The sequence below is a fragment of the Siccirubricoccus sp. G192 genome (assembly GCF_019084075.1).
Taxonomy (GTDB): Bacteria; Pseudomonadota; Alphaproteobacteria; order Acetobacterales; family Acetobacteraceae; genus G192.
Map to the genome: position 1 here is coordinate 5,100,388 of NZ_JAHREN010000001.1, position 19,296 is coordinate 5,119,683.

Annotated in this window: 18 protein-coding genes; 6 read left to right on the plus strand and 12 right to left on the minus strand. The window is 70.4% G+C overall.

Annotated features, from left to right (window positions below; genetic code table 11):
- The first annotated feature begins 13 nt into the window (after positions 1-13).
- Genes KSF81_RS24590 through KSF81_RS24600 form a run of 3 tightly spaced genes read left to right on the plus strand, consistent with a single transcriptional unit; the run spans position 14 to position 4,754 of the window.
- Complete coding sequence (locus KSF81_RS24590) at positions 14-2,968, plus strand: formate dehydrogenase subunit alpha (RefSeq protein ID WP_217381212.1); 2,955 nt, start codon at positions 14-16, stop codon at positions 2,966-2,968.
- Between the two features lie 2 nt (positions 2,969-2,970).
- Positions 2,971-3,567 carry a formate dehydrogenase FDH3 subunit beta gene (fdh3B, locus tag KSF81_RS24595; protein WP_217378674.1) on the plus strand — a complete coding sequence of 199 codons (597 nt, stop codon included), beginning with the start codon at positions 2,971-2,973 and terminating at the stop codon, positions 3,565-3,567.
- A complete protein-coding gene (locus KSF81_RS24600) occupies positions 3,564-4,754 on the plus strand; it encodes a formate dehydrogenase subunit gamma (protein WP_217381213.1) in 1,191 nt (396 codons plus the stop codon). Before fdh3B ends, KSF81_RS24600 begins: the two co-directional genes overlap by 4 nt.
- Before the next feature lie 109 nt (positions 4,755-4,863).
- Here KSF81_RS24600 and KSF81_RS24605 read toward each other — a convergent pair whose 3' ends face one another.
- The 5 genes from KSF81_RS24605 to KSF81_RS24625 are packed head-to-tail and all read right to left on the minus strand — an operon-like array spanning position 4,864 to position 9,516.
- A complete protein-coding gene (locus tag KSF81_RS24605; protein ID WP_217381214.1) occupies positions 4,864-5,520 on the minus strand; it encodes an ABC transporter ATP-binding protein in 657 nt (218 codons plus the stop codon).
- Entirely contained in the window at positions 5,513-6,292 is a 780-nt protein-coding gene (locus KSF81_RS24610; RefSeq protein WP_254453727.1) for an ABC transporter ATP-binding protein, read from the minus strand. Before KSF81_RS24610 ends, KSF81_RS24605 begins: the two co-directional genes overlap by 8 nt.
- Positions 6,289-7,224 carry a branched-chain amino acid ABC transporter permease gene (locus tag KSF81_RS24615; RefSeq protein ID WP_217381215.1) on the minus strand — a complete coding sequence of 312 codons (936 nt, stop codon included), beginning with the start codon at positions 7,222-7,224 and terminating at the stop codon, positions 6,289-6,291. Before KSF81_RS24615 ends, KSF81_RS24610 begins: the two co-directional genes overlap by 4 nt.
- Entirely contained in the window at positions 7,221-8,156 is a 936-nt protein-coding gene (locus KSF81_RS24620; RefSeq protein WP_217381216.1) for a branched-chain amino acid ABC transporter permease, read from the minus strand. Before KSF81_RS24620 ends, KSF81_RS24615 begins: the two co-directional genes overlap by 4 nt.
- 43 nt (positions 8,157-8,199) lie before the next feature.
- On the minus strand, positions 8,200-9,516 hold the full coding sequence (locus KSF81_RS24625; protein WP_254453728.1) for an ABC transporter substrate-binding protein: 1,317 nt from the start codon (positions 9,514-9,516) through the stop codon (positions 8,200-8,202).
- Positions 9,517-9,734: 218 nt separating this feature from the next.
- On the opposite strand from KSF81_RS24625, the gene KSF81_RS24630 reads away from it, so the two are divergent.
- Both KSF81_RS24630 and KSF81_RS24635 read left to right on the plus strand, forming a co-directional pair.
- Complete coding sequence (locus tag KSF81_RS24630; RefSeq protein WP_217381217.1) at positions 9,735-10,730, plus strand: tripartite tricarboxylate transporter substrate binding protein; 996 nt, start codon at positions 9,735-9,737, stop codon at positions 10,728-10,730.
- Positions 10,731-10,926: 196 nt separating this feature from the next.
- On the plus strand, positions 10,927-11,514 hold the full coding sequence (locus KSF81_RS24635; protein WP_217381218.1) for a YcbK family protein: 588 nt from the start codon (positions 10,927-10,929) through the stop codon (positions 11,512-11,514).
- Positions 11,515-11,569: 55 nt separating this feature from the next.
- Here the strand turns inward: KSF81_RS24635 and KSF81_RS24640 are convergent, their stop codons facing one another.
- From KSF81_RS24640 to KSF81_RS24655, 4 genes are all read right to left on the minus strand, one after another.
- Positions 11,570-11,983 (minus strand): hypothetical protein, encoded by a 414-nt coding sequence (locus tag KSF81_RS24640; protein ID WP_217381219.1) that lies wholly within the window; start codon positions 11,981-11,983, stop codon positions 11,570-11,572.
- Between the two features lie 320 nt (positions 11,984-12,303).
- Positions 12,304-13,734 (minus strand): putative O-glycosylation ligase, exosortase A system-associated, encoded by a 1,431-nt coding sequence (locus tag KSF81_RS24645; RefSeq protein WP_217381220.1) that lies wholly within the window; start codon positions 13,732-13,734, stop codon positions 12,304-12,306.
- Between the two features lie 12 nt (positions 13,735-13,746).
- On the minus strand, positions 13,747-13,944 hold the full coding sequence (locus KSF81_RS24650) for a hypothetical protein (RefSeq protein WP_217381221.1): 198 nt from the start codon (positions 13,942-13,944) through the stop codon (positions 13,747-13,749).
- A 6-nt stretch (positions 13,945-13,950) separates the two neighbouring features.
- A complete protein-coding gene (locus tag KSF81_RS24655) occupies positions 13,951-15,159 on the minus strand; it encodes a glycosyltransferase (protein ID WP_217381222.1) in 1,209 nt (402 codons plus the stop codon).
- Positions 15,160-15,197: 38 nt separating this feature from the next.
- Here KSF81_RS24655 and KSF81_RS24660 point away from each other — a divergent pair, with 38 nt between their 5' ends.
- Positions 15,198-16,130, plus strand: coding sequence for a hypothetical protein (locus tag KSF81_RS24660; protein ID WP_217381223.1), 933 nt, complete (start codon positions 15,198-15,200; stop codon positions 16,128-16,130).
- A gap of 41 nt (positions 16,131-16,171) precedes the next feature.
- On the opposite strand, the gene KSF81_RS24665 is transcribed toward KSF81_RS24660, so the two are convergent.
- Genes KSF81_RS24665 through KSF81_RS24675 form a run of 3 tightly spaced genes read right to left on the minus strand, consistent with a single transcriptional unit; the run spans position 16,172 to position 19,210 of the window.
- Positions 16,172-17,374, minus strand: coding sequence for a glycosyltransferase family 4 protein (locus KSF81_RS24665; protein ID WP_217381224.1), 1,203 nt, complete (start codon positions 17,372-17,374; stop codon positions 16,172-16,174).
- Positions 17,371-18,483, minus strand: coding sequence for a GNAT family N-acetyltransferase (locus tag KSF81_RS24670; protein WP_217381225.1), 1,113 nt, complete (start codon positions 18,481-18,483; stop codon positions 17,371-17,373). Before KSF81_RS24670 ends, KSF81_RS24665 begins: the two co-directional genes overlap by 4 nt.
- On the minus strand, positions 18,467-19,210 hold the full coding sequence (locus KSF81_RS24675) for a YdcF family protein (protein ID WP_217381226.1): 744 nt from the start codon (positions 19,208-19,210) through the stop codon (positions 18,467-18,469). Before KSF81_RS24675 ends, KSF81_RS24670 begins: the two co-directional genes overlap by 17 nt.
- Positions 19,211-19,296 lie beyond the last annotated feature (86 nt).

Here is a 19,296-nt window from a genome sequence, read left to right on the forward strand (position 1 = left end):
GGGCGCCCGGGCCATGCTCATCAAGCGCAGTGAGGGCCATGCCGCGCGGCAGCGGCTTGCCTCGGTCCATCAGGGGTTTTCGCCGGGCGGGCTGGATCGCCGCGGCTTCCTGCGCCAGGCCGGGCTCGGCGGCGCCGGGCTGGCGGCGCTGGGCGGCATCGGCCCCGGCGCGGTGCGGCCGGCGGCGGCCGGGCCGACCAATTTCGGCGCGCCGATCGAGCGGCGGAAGAATGTCTGCACCCATTGCTCGGTCGGCTGCACCGTCATCGCCGAGGTGCAGGAGGGCGTCTGGGTCGGCCAGGAACCCGCCTGGGAATCACCGATCAACCGCGGCACGCATTGCGCCAAGGGCGCCTCGGTGCGGGAGATCCCGCATGGCGACCGGCGGCTGAAATATCCGCTGAAGCTGGTCGGCGGCGAGTGGCGCCGCATCGGCTGGGACCAGGCGCTGGACGAGATTGCGGCGAAGCTGCTGGAGATCCGCGAGCGCAGCACGCCGGAGGCGGTGTTCTGGCTCGGCAGCGCCAAATTCACCAATGAGGCCGCCTACCTGTTCCGCAAGCTCGGCGCCTTCTGGGGCACCAACAATACCGACCACCAGGCCCGCATCTGCCATTCCACCACCGTCGCCGGCGTCGCCAATACCTGGGGCTACGGCGCGATGACGAACAGCTACAACGACATCCGCAATGCCCGCACCATCGCCATCATGGGCGGCAACCCGGCCGAGGCGCATCCCATCGCGATGCAGCATGTGCTGATCGGCAAGGAGCAGAACCGGGCGCATCTGATCGTCATCGACCCGCGCTTCACCCGCACCGCCGCGCATGCCACGGAGCATGTCCGCATCCGCCCCGGCACCGACATCCCGGTGATCTGGGGGATACTTTGGCACATCTTCCAGAATGGCTGGGAGGACAAGGAGTTCATCCGCCAGCGGGTCTACGGCATGGAGGATGTCCGCAAGGAAGTGGAGAAGTGGAACCCGGAGGAGGTGCAGCGCGTCTCCGGCGTGCCGGGAGAGCAGTTGAAGCGCGTCGCGCAGATCTTTGCCACGCAGAAGCCGAGCACGCTGGTCTGGTGCATGGGCTCCACCCAGAAGACCGTCGGCACGGCGAATGTGCGCGCCTATTCCATCCTGCTGCTGGCCACCGGCAATGTCGGCGCGCCCGGCACCGGCGCCAATATCTTCCGCGGCCATACCAATGTGCAGGGCGCGACCGATATGGGCCTCGATGTCTCCACCCTGCCCGCCTATTATGGGCTGGACGAGAATGCCTGGCGCCATTGGTGCCGGGTCTGGGAGGTCGATTACGACTGGATGCTGCGCCGCTTCGTCAGCGAGAAGCTGATGCAGACGCCCGGCATCCCGAGCACCCGCTGGTTCGATGCCGTGCTCCTGCCGCGCGACCAGATCGAGCAGCCCACCAATTGCAAGGCCATGGTGGTCATGGGCCATGGCGGCAATACCGTCACCCGCATGCCGGAGATGGTGAAGGGGCTGGAGGCGCTGGAGTTGCTGGTGATAGCCGATCCGCACCCCACCACCTACGCTCAGGTCTCCAACCGCCGCGACGGCACCTATGCACTGCCCGCCTGCACCAGCTTCGAATGCAGCGGCAGCCGCGCCGCCTCCAACCGTTCGCTGCAATGGGGCGACAAGGTCGTCGATCCGGTCTTCGAGAGCCGCAACGACTACGACATCATGTATGCGCTGGCGCAGCGGCTCGGCTTCGCCGGGGAGATGTTCAAGAATATCGAGGTCAGGGATGGCGCGGTCTCCGCCGAGAGCATCCTGCGGGAAATCAACCGCGGGGCCTGGGCGCTGGGCTTCACCGGACAGTCGCCGGAACGCCTCAAGCTGCACATGGCGAACCAGGAGCATTTCGACGTCACCACGCTGCGCGGTCGCGAGGGCACGCCGGTGGCGGGAGAGACCTATTGCCTACCCTGGCCCTGTTGGGGCACGCCGGAGATGAAGCATCCCGGCACGCACATCCTCTACAACACCAACCTGCATGTGAAGGAGGGCGGCGGCACCTTCCGCGCCCGCTTCGGCGTGGAGCGCAACGGCGAGACGCTGCTGGCCGAGGACAGTTGGTCCAAGGGCTCCGAGATCCAGGGCGGCTATCCGGAATTCACCGTGGCGGTGCTGAAGCGGCTCGGCTGGTTCGACGAGCTGACCGCCACCGAGAAGGAGGTGATCGCGCGCGTCGGCGGCGATGCGCCGGACCGCGTCTCCTGGTCCACCGACCTCTCCGGCGGCATCATCCGCGTGGCGATGGAGCATGGCTGCCTGCCCTATGGCAACGGCAAGGCGCGGGCCAATGCCTGGAACCTGCCGGACCCGGTGCCGGTGCACCGCGAGCCGATCTACACGCCGCGCACCGACCTGATCCCGGATGCCAGCCAGGTCGCGGTGATGCAGGCCTCGAATGGCAAGGTCGCCGCGCCGGCCGGCACCTACCCAACCATGCCGGACCGCCGCGGCTACCGGGTGCCGCATCTCGGGCTATCGGTGCAGATGCGCTCGCACCAGGTGGCGCGCGATTTCCCGATCATCCTCACCTCCGGCCGGCTGGTGGAATACGAAGGCGGCGGCGAGGAGACGCGTTCCAACAAGTGGCTGGCCGAACTCCAGCAGGACATGTTCGTGGAGATCAACCCGCGCGATGCCGAGGCGCGCGGCATCCGCGCCAAGGACTGGGTCTGGGTGACCGGGCCGGAAAGCAATAGCCGCGCCAGGGTGAAGGCACTGGTGACGGAGCGGGTCGGGCCCGGCGTCGCCTTCATGCCCTTCCATTTCGGCGGCTGGTTCATGGGCGAGGACCGCCGGCGCTTCTACCCGCCCGGCACTGACCCGATCGTGCTCGGCGAGAGCGCGAACACCGTCACCACCTATGGCTACGACCCCGTGACCTTCATGCAGGAAACCAAGGTCACGCTCTGCCAGATCAGGAGCGCCTGACCATGGCAAGGCTGAAATTCCTCTGCGACGCCGACCGCTGCATCGAGTGCAACGCCTGCGTCACCGCCTGCAAGAACGAGAACGAGGTGCCCTGGGGCATCAACCGCCGCCGCGTGGTCACCATCAACGACGGCAAGCCGGGCGAGCGCTCCATCTCCATGGCCTGCATGCACTGCACCGACGCGCCCTGCGCCGCGGTCTGCCCGGTCTCCTGCTTCTACGGCACCGCGGATGGGCTGGTGCTGCACGACAAGGACCTCTGCATCGGCTGCGGCTACTGCTTCTACGCCTGCCCCTTCGGCGCGCCGCAATACCCGCGGGTGGGGAATTTCGGCGGCCGCGGCAAGATGGACAAGTGCACCTACTGCGCCGGCGGGCCGCAGGCCGACAACTCGGCGGTGGAATACGCGCAATACGGCGCCAACCGCCTGGCCGAGGGCAAGCTGCCGCTCTGCGCCGAGATGTGCTCGACCAAGGCGCTGCTGGCCGGGGATGGCGAGATCATCGCCGCCATCTACAAGGAACGGGTGCAGCGCCGCGGCTATGGCTCCGGCGCCTGGGGCTGGCGCACCGCCTACAAGGAGGGCCTGGCCGTATGATGCGCCGCATCCTGCCCCTCGCCCTGCTGCTGCTGGCAGCGCCGGCGGCCCAGGCGCAGCAAAACGCGCAGGAGCCTGCCGCCGGCGCCCCCGCGGTGCAGGCCATCGCACCGGAAGTCGGCGCCGGCCGCGGCGGCACCGGCGGCGGCCAGCAGCCCGTGACCACCGAGCCGCAGGCGCCCACCGGCAGCCCGACCCCGGAGGCATCCCAGACCACCCCGCCGCAGCCGCCGACGCCCGTGACGCCGATCCCGACGCCCGCCCCCTTCACCGATCGCGGCCAGTCGGATGCGGCGGAGCTGGAGTTGCGGCGCGCGCTGCGCGGCGGCATGATCGAGGGTGCGGTCACCATCCCCAACCAGACGGCCGCCGTGCTGATCCAGCCGGAGGGGCGGGACTGGCGCGTCTTCCGCAACAGCACCCTGGGCTGGACCGGCGCCATCGCGGTGCTCGGCATGCTGGCCGCCCTGGCGCTGTTCTATCTGCTGAAGGGCACGACACAGATCGAATCCGGCCGGTCCGGCCGCAGCATCCTGCGCTATGGCGGGCTGGAGCGCGCCAACCACTGGATGGTCGCCACCAGCTTCGTCCTGCTTGGCCTGTCCGGGCTCAACCTCTCCTATGGGCGCTATCTGCTGCGGCCGCTGATCGGGGCGGAAGCCTTCACCAGCCTGACCTTCTGGGGCCAGGCGGTGCACCAGTACCTCTCCTTCCCCTTCACCATCGGGCTGGCGGTGATGCTGGCGGTATGGCTGCGGGAGAACCTGCCGACGCGGACCGACCTCGCCTGGCTGCGGGCCGGCGGCCCGATGGCGCGCGGCCATCCGCCGGCCGGGAAATTCAATGCCGGCCAGAAGCTGCTCTTCTGGTTCGTGATCGGCGGCGGCGCGCTGGTCGCCGCCTCGGGCTACCTGCTGATGTTCCCCTTCACCCTCACCGATATCGCCGGCCAGCAATGGGCGCATATGGCGCATGGCATCATGGCGATGCTGATGCTCGCCGCGATCCTGGCACATATCTATATCGGCACCCTCGGCACCGAGGGCGCCTTCGAGGGCATGAGCAGCGGCCGGGTGGACTACCATTACGCCAAGGAGCACCACCGGCTCTGGGTGGAGCAGGAGATGGCGAAGGCGCAGGAGGTGGTGGCGCCGCCCGCCAGGGCCCGGTCGGCCGGCGCCGATTAGAGCGTGATCGCTTGAGGTGCTCGCACCGAAAAGCGTGAATCACGCGATCAAACAAAGGCCTGGAGCATGATGCGTGAACGAAGGTGAACGCATCATGCTCCAGGCGAGATCAGGCCCGGCTGATCTCGCCGCGCTCGATGACGAAGCTCTGCTCCACCAGCGGCCGCAGCAATCCCGGGTTGCTCTCGGTGATGAGGATGCTGACCTCGGGCAGGGCGTGGTGCAGCCGCTTCAGCGCCTCCGCATAGCGCTGCGCCAGCGCCGGGGCGAGACCCTGGAAGGGCTCGTCCAGCAGCACGGCGCGGGTGCCCACCATCAGCGCCCGGCCGAGCGCCACCATCTTGCCCTGGCCGCCGGAGAGCCCCGCGGCGCGGCGCGGCGCCAAGTCCCGCAATCCCGGCAGCAGCCCGAAGACCGCCTCCAGCCGCCGCGCGGTCTCGGCGGCGGGCAGCTTCAGCACCTGCGCCGGCAGCAGCAGGTTGTCACGCACCGCGAAGCTGCCGAAGAGCCGCCGGTCCTCCGGCGCATAGCCGACGCCGAGCCGAGGGCGGTGATGCGCCGGCAGCGCCGTGGCCTCCCGCCCATCGATCGTGACCCGGCCCTGCCGCGCCGGCAGCAGCCCCATCAGGGCGCGGAGCGTGGTGGTCTTGCCGGCACCGTTGCGGCCGATCAGCGCCACCCGGCCGCCCGGCGGCACATGCAGATGCACCGCCCGCAGCACCGGCACGCCGGCGATATCGACGGAGACGCCATCGAGCTCAAGCATGGCCGCTCCCCGCCTCGATGCCGATCACCTCGCGCCGCACCACCGGGTCCGCCAGCACCTGTTCCGGCGGGCCGAGGGCGAGGATGCGGCCCTGGCTCCAGACCGCCACGCGGTCGGCGAAGCGCGCCACCACCTCCATGTCGTGCTCGACGAATACCGCGGTGACGCCGGCCTGCCGCAGCACCCGCACCAGCGTCTCCACCACGGTCATCTTCTCGGCGGTGGCGACGCCGCTGGTCGGTTCGTCCATCAGCAGCAGGCGCGGCTGCAGCGCCACCGCCATGGCGATATCGGCGAGCTTGCGGGCACCCTCGTTCAGCGCATCGGCCCGCACCCCGGCCAGGGGGCCAAGGCCGAAGCGGTCCAGCAGCGCCATTGCCTCCGCGCGGATGCCGGGGCGGAGCAGCCGGGCCAGCGGCGACCACAGCCCGGTGCGGGCGGCGATGGCAAGCGCCGCATTCTCCAGCACGGTATGCTCGGTGAAGAGCTGCGGCAGTTGGAAGCTGCGGGCGATGCCGCGGCGGACGATGGCGCGCGGCGCCAGGCCGAGGATGGAATGGCCGTCATAGGCGATGCTGCCCGCCTGCGGCCGCAGGTAGCCGGTGGCCATGTTGATGAAGGTGGTCTTGCCGGCGCCGTTCGGGCCGATGATGGCGAGGAATTCGCCCGGCATCACATCGAGGTCGATGCCATCCGCCGCCTTCACCCCGCCGAAGGCGAGGCGCAACCCGCGCGCGGCCAGCAGCGGCGCGCCCATGTCCTTCCCCTTCATGCGCGGCCCCGCAGCCGGCCGGCCACGATGCCCCAGAGACCCTGCGGCGCGAAAAGGATCACCGCCAGCAGCACGCCGCCCAGGATCATCTGCCAGGCATCGGCGACCAGCGCCGCGGCATAGACCCGCACCAGCTCATAGGCCGCCGCCCCCAGGAAGGGGCCGAGCGCGCTGCCCGCACCGCCCAGGATGAGGATGAAGACCAGCTCGCCCGAGGCGGTCCAGTAGGACAGCAGCGGCGTGACATGCCGGGTCGTCATCGCCAGCAGCGCGCCGCCGCAGCCGCCCATCACCGCCGAGAGCACATAGGCAAACAGCAGCACCCGCCGGGCCGGCACGCCGATGAATTCCAGCCGCGTCTCCCGCGTCTTGATCCCTGCCAGCGCCCGGCCCATGGGCGAAGCGAGATAGGCCCGCACCAGCAGGCCGGATCCAACCGCCAGCACTAGCGCCAGGCCGAAGATCAGCCATTCCTGGGTCTCCCGCCCCGGCTCCTGGCCGGCGATGGTGATGGGTGTGACACGGATGCCGTCGGTGCCCTTGGTGATGGCGTAGAATTTCTCCAGCACCGAATAGAAGACCATGCAGAGCGCCAGGTTCAGCATGCTGAAGAAGATGTCGCGGTAGCGCACCACGAACAGGCCGATCAGCAGCCCGGCCACCGCCGAGAACAGCACCGCCAGCGGCAGCAGCAGCAGCGCCTCCGGCACCTGCGGCGCCAGGAAGGCCACCGTATAGGCGCCGAGCGCCATGAACATGGAATGGCCGAAACTCACCTGCCCGGCGCGCAGCAGCAGCAGGATGCCGAGAACCGCCAGCCCCTTGGCCAGCGCGATGGTCAGCACGAATTTCAGCCAGGGCACCGCCCAGGCCGCCAGCACCAGCAGGGCGGTGGCGGCCAGCGCCAGCAGCGGCTCGACCAGGCGGTTCATACGCGCCTGGTCTCCACCACGCCGAAGAGCCCCTGCGGCCGCACCAGCAGCACCGCCACCATGATGAGGTAGGGCACCACCACCTCCAGCTCCGGCTCGAAATAGACCGCGATGCTGCGGCCCATGCCGATCATCAACGCGCTCAGCGCGGCGCCCTCGATCTGGCCGAGCCCGGCGATCGCCACCACCGCGAAGGACAGCACGATGGTCTGCGCCCCCACCCCCGGCACCAGCGAGGTGGTGGGCGAGGCCAGCGCGCCGCCCAGCGCCGCCAGCGCCGCGCCGAAGGTGAAGGTGAGCAGCGTCACCTTCGCGGCGTCAATGCCCATGGCCGTCGCCGCCTCCTTGTCGGTGGTGACGGCGACGATCACCCGGCCGGTCAGCGTCCGCCGCAGGAACCAGGCGAGACCCGCCAGCGTCGCCACCGCCACCCCCGGCACGACGAAGATCTGGTAGGCGGTGAAGGGGATGACATCCTCGCCGAAGGGCACGTCCACCGTGCCGAGGAACTTCATCGGGGCGTCATGGAACAGCGGCTGCACCCCCCAGATCAGCTTCTGCACATCCTCCAGGATCATGAACAGGGCGAAGGTGACGAGCAGCTGCAGCACATCCTCCTGCCCATAGACCCGGCGCAGCACGCCGCGCTCGATCACCGGGCCGAGCACGCCACCGACCAGGACCGCGGCCAGCAGCAGCACCGCATAGCCCGCCGCCGGCGGCAGGCCCCGCGCCGAGAGGAACAGGCCGAGCGAGGCCGCGGTATAGGCGCCGATCGCAAACAGGCTGCCATGCGCCACATTGACGATGCGCAGCACGCCGAAGACCAGGTTCAGCCCGACGGCCACCATGAAGACCAGCGCGGCATAGGAAAGCCCATCCAGCAGCGCGAGGCCCAGCAGCAGGCCGTTCTCGGAAAACCAGCCTGCCATCAGCCCTCCCCCCCTCAGCGATCGGCGCCCTGCGAAGCCGCGCTCAGCCCGCGATCGCGGCTGGCACCTGCGCCAGGATCTCGGGCTTCAGCGTCTTCAGCCAGTCCACGCTCTTCTGCCCGACCGGCGTGCTGACCATGGCGGCCGGGAAGATCACCATGTCCTTCGGCACCGCGAAGGGGAAGCGGTCGTTGAAGGAGCTCATGCCGACGATCTGATCCTCCAGCCCCTGACCGTCCTCGCGGAGCGTGATGGAGGAGGTGGGCGAGTCGAAGGTGAGGCCGCGGAAGGCATTCGCCAGTTCCTGGTCATTCGGCCAGCCGCCGCCCTTGGCCTGGATCGCCTTGGCATAGGCGGCCTGGGTGGCGGAGATCGCCTGCGCCATGTGGTGGCAGGGATAGATCGGGTATTCGTTGTAACGCTTGCGGTAGTCCTCGACGAGGCGGCGCAGCCGCTCCGGGTCCTTCGGGCGCGGGTGGTTGTTCCAATGGTCGCCGCGGGCGCCGATCACATGCCCCGCCGGCATGGTCCGGCCGAGGATCTGCATCGAGGCCTCGGCCACCGGCAGCACGAAGGTCGAGCGGTCGAAGAGCCGGCGCTCCGCTGCCTGCCGCACCAGCGTCACCAGGTCGCCGCCCCAATGGGTGGAGAGGATCACATCCGGCCGCGCCGCCAGCAGCCGCGTGACCTCCGTGCTGTAGTCGGTGGCGCCGAAACGCGGGAACATCTCCGCCACCACCCGCACGCCGGGCTTCAGCGTGTCCATGGCGGTCTTCCAGATCTCCCAGGAATCGCGGCCCCAGGCATAGTCCTGGTTGATCACCGCGATGCTGCGGAAGTCCGGCTTGTGCTTCAGCAGATAGAGCAGCGGTGCCAGCACCTCCGGCGTCGCATAGCCCTGGGTGCGGAAGGCGAAGGGGTGCGGCCCCTCCTCGAAGATCCGCTGGGTGCCGCAATCCCAGAGCACGGTGGTCTTGCGCATCTCGTCCGAGAGCGGCGTGCAGGCCAGGCAGGAACCGGAGGAGATGGAGGCGAAGATGAGCTGCACGCCCTCGTTCTGCACGAGCCGGCGGTATTCGCCGACGAGGTGGTCGGTGCCCGGCCCCTCATCCACGAAAAAGGCGCGGACCGGGACGCCGCCGATGCCGCCGGCCTTGTTGATCTCCTCGAAGAGCATCTCGGCGGCCTGCCGCGCCGGCACGCCGAAGACGCTGGCAGGGCCGGAGAGGAAGGTGGTGATGCCGATCTTCAGCTCGGCCGGGCGCTGCTGCGCCCCTGCCTTGCCGCCGGCAAACAGGAGGCTGCCGGCGGTCGCGGCCCCGAGCAGGGCGGCGCGGCGCGTGAAGGCGGCATCGGTCATGGTGGACGATTCCCTCTCCCTGGTCCCGCAGTGTCGCGGGTTTCAGCGGGAGCATGCCGGTGCCGGCCGGGGGCTGTGAAGGGTGTTCCGTTGCCGCGGCCGATTTATCCGGCGCAGCCCTGTGCCGATTCCTTGATGCCGCATCCGGCATTGGCACCCTTCCATGCGGCATGGCCGCGCTATGCTGGCACCAAGCAACAAGATCGAGGGAGGCCCGCATGAACCGCCATTCCATGGCATATCCCCTGGCACGTCCCCTGGCACGCCGGAGCCTGGCGGCCGCCGCCGCGGGCCTGCTGGGTGCCCCGGCCCGGGCGCAGCAAACCTGGCCGACGCGGCCGATCACGCTGGTCGTGCCCTATCCGCCCGGCGGCAGTTCCGACCTGGCGGTGCGGCCCCTGGCGCCGAAACTCGCCGAGATCCTCGGCCAGCCCGTGCTGATCGAGAACCGGGCCGGGGCCGGCGGCAGCATCGGCGCCGAATATGTCGCGCGGGCGCGGCCGGACGGCTACACGCTGCTGGCCTTCCCCACCGCCGTGCTCACCATCAGCCCGCATGTCATGCCACTGCCCTACGACCCAGCGCAGGCCTTCACGCCGGTGACGATGACCGCGGTCGCGCATGGCGTCATCGCGGCGCATCCCGGGCTGCCCTTCCGCGACGTCGCGGGGCTGGTGGCCTATGCGAAGGCCAATCCGGGGCGGCTGCGCTTCGGCTCCGCCGGCAATGGCACGATCACCCAGCTCAGCGGCGAGATCTTCGCCGAGGCCACCGGCATCCGGCTGGAGCACGTGCCCTATCGCGGCTCGGCGCCCTCGTTGACCGATCTGCTGGCCGGCCGCGTGCAGTTGCTGTTCGATTCGGTGGCGATCCCGGCGATCCGGGAGGGCAGGCTGATCGGCCTCGCCACGATAGGCGAAACCCGCAACCCGCTGCTGCCGGACCTGCCGACGCTGGCCGAGCTTGGCCTCCCCCAGGCGCAGGCCCTGCCCTGGTTCGGCATCGCCGCGCCGGCCGGCCTGCCACCCGAGATCCTGACGCGGCTCACCACCGCCTTCGAAGCGGCGATGGCGGCGCCGGAGGTGGCCGCGGCAACCGCGATGATGGGCCTTACCCCGCGTTTCGAGGCCGGTGAGGCTTTCGCGGCCCGCATCCGGCGGGAGCGGGAAGTCTTCGGCGCGGTGGTGCGCCGGATCGGCGCCCGGGTGGAGTAGCAACGCACCTGCACTGACTGATCGCCGATATGTAGAAGTGCCAGGATCCACCGCTCGGATCGGGCGAACCTGTGCCGATATTGAGCCTCGTCCCGCACGCGATCGCGTGAGGCGGGGTTTCGCTATGTCTCTCCCTGCCGTAACTCCAGCGGCGATGCGACGCCGGATCCTGCTTCTGGGTGCCGCGGCTCCGGCCGTGCTCACCTTCCCTCCTTATGCGGCCCAGGCCGCCCCACGCCGTCAGGCGGCCCGCCAGGCGGGGCCGGCGCCGCGCCAGTTGCTGTTGCGGCACGCGGCCACCGGCGCCCGCTTCTCCGGCACCTATCATGACGGCCGGGCCGCCGACCCCGCCGCGCTGGCCGAGATTTCGGTGGTGCTGGCGGATAGCCGGACCGGCGCGGTGCATCCCTTCGACCCGCGCGCGATCGACATCCTGTGGGAGGTGGCGCAGCGGGCGCGGCTGCGGGGCGAGTTCACGATCCTGTCCGGCTATCGCACGGCCGCGACCAATGCGGCGGTGGACGGCGCCGGCGACAGCCAGCACCTGCGGGCCGGCGCGCTCGACCTGCATGTCCCGGCGGAGCGGCTGGTGGGGTTCGGCGAGACCGCGCTGGCGATGGCGCGCGGCGGGGTCGGCATCTATGCCCGGCGCGGCTTCGTGCATCTCGACAGCGGCCCGGTGCGGCGCTGGGGCGATGTGCCCTCCGGCGGCGGCCACGCACCGGCCGCGCCGGACCCGCTGGCCCGGATCGCCGAGGCTTGGGCCGCGACGCGCGGGCGCTGAATGGCCCGGCCGGCGGAGGGCCGCAGCCCCCACCGCCGGGCCCGCACCGGAGGGCTCAGCCCTCGACCGCCTCGTAGGGCAGCCGTGTCACTCGGTCCATGTTGACGCCCTCGATGCGGAGCAGCCGGGTCGCGCCGTCGCGGCGCGGCGAGTGCAGCACGCCGGGCTCATAGAGATGGGCATCGCCCGGCTTGAGCGAATAGTCGCGCAGCCGGCGCGCCTTGCCGGGCTTGCCCTCGGCCGGCCGTTCCAGGCAGTCCCAGTCGGTCATGATGGTCTCGCCGGCGGCCTGGCCGTAGATCGCCCAGGAGGGGCCGTGGTCGTGCGGCTTGCTGCTCTTCGCGCCCGTATAGGCATGCGCCAGGATGGCGAAGCCGAGTTCCGGGTCCTCGTAGAGCACCTTCCGCTCCGGCGTGCCCTCCGGGATATGGGCGGCGATGAATTCCGGGTCCTGCAGCGCCTCCCGCACCAGGGCGGATACCTGCTGGCGGCCGGGGGGCGCCGGGATTGGCCTTCAAGGCGTCGTGGCATTTCTGCGCGAATTGCTGGAGCGACATGGGCATGGACGGCCTCCTGGCTTTGCCTGATTATGCGACGTATCGATAGCAGTGCACGCGGCCGGGCGGGATGGCAAAATCGCTGGAGCGCTCAAGGCACCGAGACCATGGGCGCTGCCGATGCAGCCTGAAACAGCCAGGACGACCCTGGTCTTGGCGCTTTCACCTTCGGTAAGCATACGCCGAACCCTGCTCTGTTCGAGCCAAGTTGCTCCCGCGGGGCGCGAAATGCTTAAGGCTGCTCTCGCCATGTCCTGCCGGCAGGCTTCCTTCTAACAGCACCCTCGGCCGTCGCTGCAAGCCGCCGTATCGAGGGTGCCTCGATCCACCGCGCACCCGGGCGAGCCACGCGCGCGGACGCCTCTGACTCTGCCATGCTTTTCAATGCTCGCCGCACGTGCAGCCCAAGACATGAAGAAATGGCGAACAGATAATAAAACATCGGCTGGAACGCGATACCAATGAACGCTCCGCACGCGAGCATGGTAAGGAGAGAGACCTGCAATGCGAGTGCGAGTTCCCGGCACCATTCCAGTTCCTTCACCTTCCGGGTCCGGCGCACGACGACCTGCTGGGTGAGGAAGGTCGTGGCGACGAGCCCAAGGAACAGCCCCAGTCCGATCCACCCGTGCTCGCCAAGCACTTCAAAATAAATGCTGTGGAACGCCTTGCCGTAGACCACCAGCGGTTCCGGATGCAATTCAGTGGCAGGGAAGACAATCTGATTGATCCTGTAGGCATCGAAGCCGCCACCCAGGGGATTGCTTGCAACGAATTGCAGTGTCCATTTCCACGCAAGAATACGGCCTAATGCAGAACTTTCCTGGTCGTAGTCCTGGATCGTTGAAATCCGCTCATTCCAAGCGTCTGATGTCAGATAGATTACCGCCGCCGCTGCAACAGCACCAATGATGCCAAAGGTTATCTTCCTGCTGGTTCGTATCCACATTGCAACGCCAACGACGACCATGCCTATTAGTCCCGTGCGTGCGTAGGTACCGATTGCGCCGATTATCGCGGCCGCCACCAGCCCAGCGTAAAGCGCGTCCGTCAGAATGGACTTCGGGAGGATTCGTGTGTGTGCCCTCAGGAAGAAAATGATTGGCACCACCATCAAGGCAACTGCTGCCAGCGTGCTGCCTTCCGCCAAGCCATAATCGCCGGATGTAGCGGCCACTGAAAGTACCCGGCCATAACCGCCGCCACTGAAGATCGTTTTTATTGCGGCGGATACAAAATGAATTGTGAGAGAAAAGATGTAAACCTGAAGGAACGCCTCGATCTGTATCCTGGAGCGAAATATGAAAGGAAAAAAAGCAGAAAAAAGAATAGTCTTGGATGCCCAGTCCCACTTCGCCCATGCTGCATCGGGCGCTACCGCCAAGAATGCCGTCGTCAGCGTTACCCAGATGGCCAATGCCAGGGTCAGCACCATGAACAGGCTGATCGGTGGTGGCGAGCGTCGGTCCAGCAGGATGTACCCACCAACCGCGCCTGCGCCCATGACGAGAGAGACGGGGAATAGAGGCAGCATTATATAGTCAATCCGCTGTGGATTGAACGTATCCACCCAGACATAGCCCAGGCTGAATACAAAGGGCGCCACCACTCCCAGTGCCAGGAAGGCAAGATAGACCAGAACTACGTAGAGGCTACGGAGCATGCGGCGCGATCCTCACGCTGAACCCTTCCGGCGGGCCGCCGCCGCATTCGTCCGCCAGCCACTTCTAGGGGCCTGAGCATCGGCTGCGGCCTTGGGCTCCGGTGCCTTCTCAGGCAGAAACCAGGGCAGCGACCGGTCCAGCAGAACCGCCCGGAAAATCACCACCAGGCACCCGATGGTGCTGAACAGGATGCAGAAGGTATCGACCATGTCGTGTCAGCCTCGGATCCGCTTCATTGCCGTATCCGGATGCGGTTCGCCCACCACCCCGGCCCCACCCTCGATCAGGGCGGCATAGGCCTGGAACATCGTCTCCTCGTCGTAGTCCCGCTCCGCCTTCGCCCGGTTGGCAGCGCCGAGCCGTGCGCGCAGCGCCGCGTCGCCGAGCAGCGGCCGCAGCGCCGCCGCCAGCCCGGCCTCGTCGAGCGGCGCGAGATGCGCCAGGTTCTCCGGCGCCAGCATGGCACGCAGGTCGCCGACCTCGGTGGCCGCCACCGGCAGGCCGCTGGCCATCGCCTCCAGCACCGAGAAGGGCATCTGCTCGGTATCCGATGAAAGCGCGAAGAGGTCCATCCCACGATAGGCCGCCGCCGGGTCCGCCACAGGCCCGGCGAAGAGCACGGACCCGCCGATGCCAAGCTCCCGCGCCAGGGCTTCCAGCTCCGCCCGCTCCGGCCCATCGCCGATCACCAGCAGGCGCAGCGCGGTGCCCTCCCGCAGCAGCAGCGCCGCGGCGCGCAGCAGCCGCCCGAGATTCTTCTCCGGCCGCAGCGCCGCGACGGTGCCGATCAGCGGACCCTCCCCCGGCACCGGCAGCCTGGCCGCCGGCCCCTCCGGGCGGAAGCGGCGCAGGTCGAGCCCGTTCGGGATGTAGCGCAGCCGGCCGGCGGGCAGGCGCCAGGCCTCCTGCGCGGCGCGCAGCAGGATGGTCGAGGGCAGCACCACCGTGCTCCAGCGCAGCGCCAGCCGGCGCATGGCGACGCGGCGGGGCAATTGGCCGGCGCTTTCCTCGGGGCCGAATCCGTCCTCGGTATGCAGGTGCCTGAGGCGCGGTGGCAGCAGGTTGGCCAGCGCCCATTCGATGCTGCCCCAATTGCTCGTGACCAGCACATCCGGCCGCAGCCGGCGCAGCAGCGCATGAATCCGCCACAGGCTGCGCGCCAGGCCCTCGCCCCGGCGGACCGGCGAGGGCAGCAGCTCGAAGGGCACCTCCGGCCCGAGCCGCGCCGCGCATTCGCCGCAGCCATCCAGCGCCAGGATGGCGTGGCGCCAGCGCGGCCCGAAGCGGTTCGCCAGGGCGCAGAAGCGCACCTGCGCGCCGCCCACGGCGAAGCTCGGGAAGACATGCAGCAGCAGGGGCGCCGCGCCACCGGCGGAAAGCCTCTCCGGCGCTGGACCAGGCCTGGCCACGGAGGGCATGTTCATGCCGCCCTCCCCGCCGGGGCGGAATCGAGGATGCCCGCATGAACCGCCCCGCCCTCCGCGCCACCATGGCGCTGCTGCTCTGCCTTGGCCTCGCGGGTCAGGCGATGGCCGAAACCCTGCGGGTCGGCCCCGGCCAGGCCTTCCGGGTGCCGAGCGCCGCCGCGGCCGTGGCGCGCGACGGCGACCGGGTGCTGATCGCGCCGGGACGCTACCGGGACTGCGCCATCTGGCGCGCCGCCGGGCTCAGCATCGAGGCGGCCGGAATGGGCGCGGTCGAGATCAGCGGCCCGATCTGCGCCGGCAAGGCGCTGTTCGTGATCGCCGGACGCGATGCCTCGGTGGTCGGCCTCACCTTCCGGGGCGCCGCCTTCCCGGGGGGCAATGCCGCCGGCATCCGGGCCGAGGGCGGCGACCTCCGCATCCTGCGCAGCCGCTTCCTCGGCAACCAGAACGGCATCCTGGCCGGCGGCCCGCCGGAGGCATCGCTGGTGGTGGAGGATAGCGAGTTCATCGGCAACGGCGCCCATCTGCATGCCTGCGCGCATGGGCTCTATGCCGGGCGGCTGGCGCTGCTCGCCATCCGCCGCTCCCGGTTCGAGGCGACGGTGATCTGCCACCACATCAAGTCGCGGGCGGCGCGGACGGAGGTGGTGGACAGCCTGATCCTGGACGGGCCGGAGGGCATGGCCAGCTACCTGCTGGACCTGCCGAATGGCGGCGACCTGCTGCTGCAAGGCAACGAGATGCGCAAGGGCCCACGCTCCGGCAATCCCGGCGTCGCCGTGATCGTGGGCGCGGAGGGCGTGACCCAGCCGACGCAGAGCCTGCGCCTGCTCGACAACCGCTTCACCAACCTGCAACCCTGGCGCACCGTCTTCCTGCGCAACCTGAGCGATACGCCGGCCGAACTCCAGGGCAATGTGCTGCGCGGCCCTGTGGTGGCGCTGGAGGGGCCGGGGCAGGTGCGCTGACCCCCTGCGCCCGCCCGGAGGCATGGGAACCGGTTGCCGCATCACCCCGCCCCGCCCGGCTGTTCCGCGCCCGGCGGCGCCGCCAGCCGGCCATCCGCCGCCCGCCGTCGGGCCAGTTCAGCCTCCGCCAGGGCCAGGACGCGGCGGGCATTGCCGGCCCAGGTGAGGTCCCGCCGCAGCACCTCCGCCCGCGCCGCCGCGCCGAGCCGCGCCCGCAGCACCGGATCGGCCGCGAGGCGCAGCACGCCCTGCCACAGCGCGCCGGGCAGGGCCGGATCAAACAGCAGCGCGGTGCGCCCATCCTCCAGCACCTCGCGCAGGTTGGGCTGGTCCGGTGCCAGGATGGCACGGCCCGCCGCCATGTATTCAAAAACCTTGAGCGGCGAGGCATAGGCGACGGCGGCGGGCTGCAGCGCGATATCGAAGCCGGCGACCAGCCCGGGCACCGCCGCCCGGTCGGCCAGGCCGGTGAAGCGCACCCGCCCGGCGACACCAAGCTCCGCCGCCAACCGCTCCAGCCCCGGCCGCGCCGGGCCCTCGCCCACCACCAGCAGGGCCAGGCGCGGCTGTCCCTGCCAGGCCGCGATCTCGCGAATCACCGCGTCCAGCCCATGCCAGTCGCGCACGAAGCCGACGAAGCCGAGGGTCAGTTCGGCGCCTTCCTCCGGGGTATCTGCCGCCGGCGCGGGGAAGTCGTCGAAGTCGATGCCGTTCGGCACCACCTCGATCCGCTCCCGCGGCACGCCCGCCGCCGCGACATGGCCGGCCAGCACCTCGGTCACCGGCAGCACGCGATCGGCGCTGCGCCAGACGAAGCGCTCGGCAGCCCGCGCCAGGCGGCGCAGCCGCAGCCTGCCGAAGCGGGCGCGCTCCTCGGCCAGCGGCGAGTTCACCTCCAGCAGGAAGGGCAGGCCGCGGCCGCGGGCAAGCAGCGCGCCGGCGAGGTGGAACAGGTTGGCCCGTTCATACAGCACATCCGGCCGGAATTCCCGCGCGGCGCGGGCGAGGCGCAGCCAGGCCGGGATGCTATAGGCCAGCTCCGCGAGCTCCGCCGTGAAGCCGGGCAGCAGCCGCCGCACCAGCGCGACGGTGCCGCTCTCGCCGCCGAGCCCGGCCCGCGCATAGCCGGCGGGGCCCACCACCCGCACCTCATGCCCGGCGGCGCGCAGCGCGGCGACCAGCGCCTCCAGATGCACGCCCTGGCCGTCATGCGACTGGATGCGGTGGCTGTAGAGGATCCTCATGGCCGGTGGTCGCTCCCCGCTTCGTCGCCGCGGCCGAGCCAGCCGAGCAGCCGCTGCCGCCCGCGCCCAGCCACCTGCCGCGCCACCGCCAGCAGCCCCGCGGGATGGCGGGGATCGGCGACCACCAGGCCGATCCGCTGCCGCCGCCGCCCGACCCAGAGCTGCTTGTAGGGGTCGTCGCCGCGCCCGAAATCCAGCTCCCGCACCCCATCCTCCTCCAGCAGCCCGCGGATCATCATGGCGGTAAGCGCGGTGCCTGGGGAGGCGGCGCGGCTTTCCTCGGCATGCGCGAGCTTGAGCAGCCAGGCCCGTCCGCCATCGGCGATCCAGTATTGCGCCGCCGCCGGACGGCCATCCCCCCGCCCCCGCAGCAGGCCGAGCCGGAGCATCCCAAGCCTCGCCGCCGCCCGCATCAGCGCGGCGTCGAAGGCGGGAAAGGGTTCGTGCGGCTTCCAGCTTCGGGCCCGGACATCCTCATAGGCTGCTATCCCGGCGTCCAGCGCGGCGCCGGGGGCGGTGTGCAACTCGAAGTGCATCTCCCGGCCGCAGCGGGCGAGCTTGCGGCCGATGGTGGTGCGCAGCGCCGGCGGGCGGGCGGCGAGGTAGGCCGCCCAGCCGAGGCCGGGCGGCAGCGCCTCATGCCAATTGCCGAAGTGCCGGTAGCGGTGCAGCGCGAGCCCCGCGGCGCCGAGCCCGGCGAGGAAGGCGTCGAGGCCCGGCGCCTCGGCGTCCAGCGCCTCCAGCCGCGCCGGCGGGCCGCCGCGCAGTAACCGGCCGAAGCCGTGCCCGGCCTGCCGCAACGCCGCCGGATCCGCCCCCTCGGCTAAGAGCGGCCGCCAGGCCAGGGTATAGGGCGTGGCGAGGTTTTGCAGCCGCCCGCCGGTGCGGAGCAGCGGCAGCAGGGCCACCTCGCCGCAGGCGGCGACCAGGGGCTCCGCCTCATCCGGCAGGGCATGCGCCAGCGTGGTGTCATGGAAGGCGCGGCCGGCGAAGAAATCCCCGCTGCCCGGCGGCGCCAGGAAGCGATCGCACCAGGCCGGCAGGCCCGTGCGCGGCACCGGCACCAGCCGGGCGCCCAAGCTGGTGCCGGGACTAGTCACGCAGCGCATAGACCAGCCGCCCCACCCATTCGCGCAGGAAGAACCAGCTTTCCCCCAGATGGTCGGCCCGCGGCAGCCATTCCGAGAGCCGCCCGTCCGGCACCCGGTCGAGCCGCACCGGGGCGGCCGCGGTGGCCAGCCCCTGCCGGGCGAAGGCCGCCTGGGCGCGCGGCAGGTGCCAGGCATGGGTGACGAGATAGGCGGCGCCGATCCCTTCGCCACGCAGCAGCGCGGCGCTGAAAGCCGCGTTCTCCCTGGTGTCGCGCGCCCGCGCCTCGACCCAGCGGGGAGCGGCGCCGAAATCCGCGGTGAGGCTCCGGGCCATGAGCACGGCGATCGGCGCGCTCCCCGGCGAAAGCGGCCCGCCCGTGACCAGCAGCGGCAGCCCGGTGCGGCGGTGCAGGGCCGCCCCGGCGCGCAACCGCTCCAGGGTCAGGGGGCCAACATCGCCCCCGTCCCGGCCATGCACCATCTCGGCGCCGAGCACCACGATGGCGCCCAATGGCACGCCTCCCGCCGGAATGCCTGGCGTCACCTCCCGCTCCAGCGTGGCCCGGAGCAGCCCGGCGGCAAGCGGCGTGGCGAGCAGGAGCAGCCCGGCAGCGGCCACCACGGCCAGCAGGGCGCCCGGTCGCCAGCCGCGCCAAGCCAGCAGGCCGCCCGCGAATCCGGCCAGCACCAGCAGCAGCGGCGGCAGGGCCAGCGCGGTCAGGCCTCCCTGGAGGTAGGCCAGCATCGTCCCTGCGGCACTCACGGTGCCCTCGCCCGGACTGGCCGGAAGGCCACGGCCCGCGCAGGACCACGGGTCGTGCCGCCGGGCGC

Coding starts and splice junctions, on each gene's coding strand:
- KSF81_RS24590 (WP_217381212.1), top strand. CDS start 14: ATGCTCATCAAGCGCAGTGAGGGCCATGCCGCGCGGCAGCGGCTTGCC.
- fdh3B (WP_217378674.1), top strand. CDS start 2,971: ATGGCAAGGCTGAAATTCCTCTGCGACGCCGACCGCTGCATCGAGTGC.
- KSF81_RS24600 (WP_217381213.1), top strand. CDS start 3,564: ATGATGCGCCGCATCCTGCCCCTCGCCCTGCTGCTGCTGGCAGCGCCG.
- KSF81_RS24605 (WP_217381214.1), bottom strand. CDS start 5,520: ATGCTTGAGCTCGATGGCGTCTCCGTCGATATCGCCGGCGTGCCGGTG.
- KSF81_RS24610 (WP_254453727.1), bottom strand. CDS start 6,292: ATGAAGGGGAAGGACATGGGCGCGCCGCTGCTGGCCGCGCGCGGGTTG.
- KSF81_RS24615 (WP_217381215.1), bottom strand. CDS start 7,224: ATGAACCGCCTGGTCGAGCCGCTGCTGGCGCTGGCCGCCACCGCCCTG.
- KSF81_RS24620 (WP_217381216.1), bottom strand. CDS start 8,156: ATGGCAGGCTGGTTTTCCGAGAACGGCCTGCTGCTGGGCCTCGCGCTG.
- KSF81_RS24625 (WP_254453728.1), bottom strand. CDS start 9,516: ATGACCGATGCCGCCTTCACGCGCCGCGCCGCCCTGCTCGGGGCCGCG.
- KSF81_RS24630 (WP_217381217.1), top strand. CDS start 9,735: ATGAACCGCCATTCCATGGCATATCCCCTGGCACGTCCCCTGGCACGC.
- KSF81_RS24645 (WP_217381220.1), bottom strand. CDS start 13,734: ATGCTCCGTAGCCTCTACGTAGTTCTGGTCTATCTTGCCTTCCTGGCA.
- KSF81_RS24650 (WP_217381221.1), bottom strand. CDS start 13,944: ATGGTCGATACCTTCTGCATCCTGTTCAGCACCATCGGGTGCCTGGTG.
- KSF81_RS24655 (WP_217381222.1), bottom strand. CDS start 15,159: ATGAACATGCCCTCCGTGGCCAGGCCTGGTCCAGCGCCGGAGAGGCTT.
- KSF81_RS24660 (WP_217381223.1), top strand. CDS start 15,198: ATGAACCGCCCCGCCCTCCGCGCCACCATGGCGCTGCTGCTCTGCCTT.
- KSF81_RS24665 (WP_217381224.1), bottom strand. CDS start 17,374: ATGAGGATCCTCTACAGCCACCGCATCCAGTCGCATGACGGCCAGGGC.
- KSF81_RS24670 (WP_217381225.1), bottom strand. CDS start 18,483: ATGCGCTGCGTGACTAGTCCCGGCACCAGCTTGGGCGCCCGGCTGGTG.
- KSF81_RS24675 (WP_217381226.1), bottom strand. CDS start 19,210: ATGCTGGCCTACCTCCAGGGAGGCCTGACCGCGCTGGCCCTGCCGCCG.